Origin of the sequence: Pseudomonas sp. NFACC13-1, assembly GCF_900104425.1 — a bacterium.
Taxonomy (GTDB): domain Bacteria; phylum Pseudomonadota; class Gammaproteobacteria; order Pseudomonadales; family Pseudomonadaceae; genus Aquipseudomonas; species Aquipseudomonas fluorescens_AA.
This window is the reverse complement of the sequence record NZ_FMXV01000074.1, coordinates 1-1,147: the sequence shown is the minus strand read 5'-3', so window position 1 is coordinate 1,147 and position 1,147 is coordinate 1. Positions and strand designations below refer to the sequence as shown.

At 59.1% G+C, this 1,147-nt stretch carries 1 protein-coding gene; it reads right to left on the bottom strand.

Annotation, left to right across the window (positions count from 1 at the left end; genetic code table 11):
• Positions 1-256: 256 nt before the first annotated feature.
• Positions 257-541 carry a fructose-bisphosphate aldolase gene (locus tag BLQ55_RS31075; protein WP_092259536.1) on the bottom strand — a complete coding sequence of 95 codons (285 nt, stop codon included), beginning with the start codon at positions 539-541 and terminating at the stop codon, positions 257-259.
• Between the last annotated feature and the right edge of the window lie 606 nt (positions 542-1,147).

Genomic DNA, 1,147 nt, shown 5'->3' with positions numbered 1-1,147 from the left:
CTCCGTGGGCCGCCGCGAAGGGCCATCCATGGCCCAGCGCGGCTATCCCGGCATCCATGCCGGGATGCCCACTGCGCAATACCTGCGTTCGGCCATCGTGGTTAACGGGGCGCCCGAGATCAACGTCCACTGCGAGGCGGCCTTATAGCCGACCTGGTTTGGGTGGGACCGCGTTCCTCCTGTGGGAGCGAGCTTGCTCGCGAAGGCGATGTCACTGTCGATGAGGATATTGAGCAAGCTTGCTTCTTAGGAAGCTTTACTGCCCTTCGAGCCCGCGCTGTTCAATCACTCCAAAAACATCCGCCACATCCTGGACCATGATCCGGGCGATGTTGGTGATGGTGTTGATGTCGGTCTCGGCCGAATCGCGCAGTGTGGTGCAGGCCATCAGCGTCAGGTAGTCGAGGGTGGCATGCAGGCGTTCGCTGGCGCAGGCGTGGAGTTCGGGCAGTGGGGCGGTTTTATCGATGAACAGGACGGGGTGGGTGGTGGCGATTGGGGTTAGCGGGGTGAAGCGGCGGAACGATTGTTCGGTAGACATAGTAAATCCCTAACTCAAGAGAAAATTTGCCACCGTTTTGCTGCGAAACAATTGGGTGGCAGCCATGTGCGGGTTCGCAGACCGAGGAGTTAGGACTCGGCAGACCCGAAGATCTCCCACACACAGCCGCCATGAAAAGCCGAACGTAGGTGCGTATGCCTATGCCGATTTTTTTGACGGTTGTGATTCTAACTCACCAGGGCTGCGAAACCCTCCCACCGACCAAAGCCAGCAGGTGAACCAAACTATAGAAGGGGATTTTTGAGGCAACAACCGACCTGTAGGACGCCCACAACCCCCGTGGCGAGGGAGCTTGCTCCTGCTCGGTGGCGCAGCCGCCGTAAATCCTGGGTATGAGGATGGTCTGACAAAAAGAGGGGGCTGCTTCGCAGCCCAGCGGGGATAAATCCCCTCGTCACAAAGGGGGAGTTCCTACGAGATTTTCAGAAGGCCGGGGGAACGATCAAAATCTCCGACCACCCCACAAATCCTAGTCGGCTGTCAGGCCGCTATCGCGAGCAAGCTCGCTCCCACAATTGGATCGGAGTACGACCGTGAGAACCAGGCCGGTTGGCAGGCCGCCTCGCGGTGGACGTTGATCTCCCA

Excerpts from the sequence above, each read along its gene's own strand:
- BLQ55_RS31075 (WP_092259536.1), bottom strand. The coding sequence starts at position 541 with ATGTCTACCGAACAATCGTTCCGCCGCTTCACCCCGCTAACCCCAATC.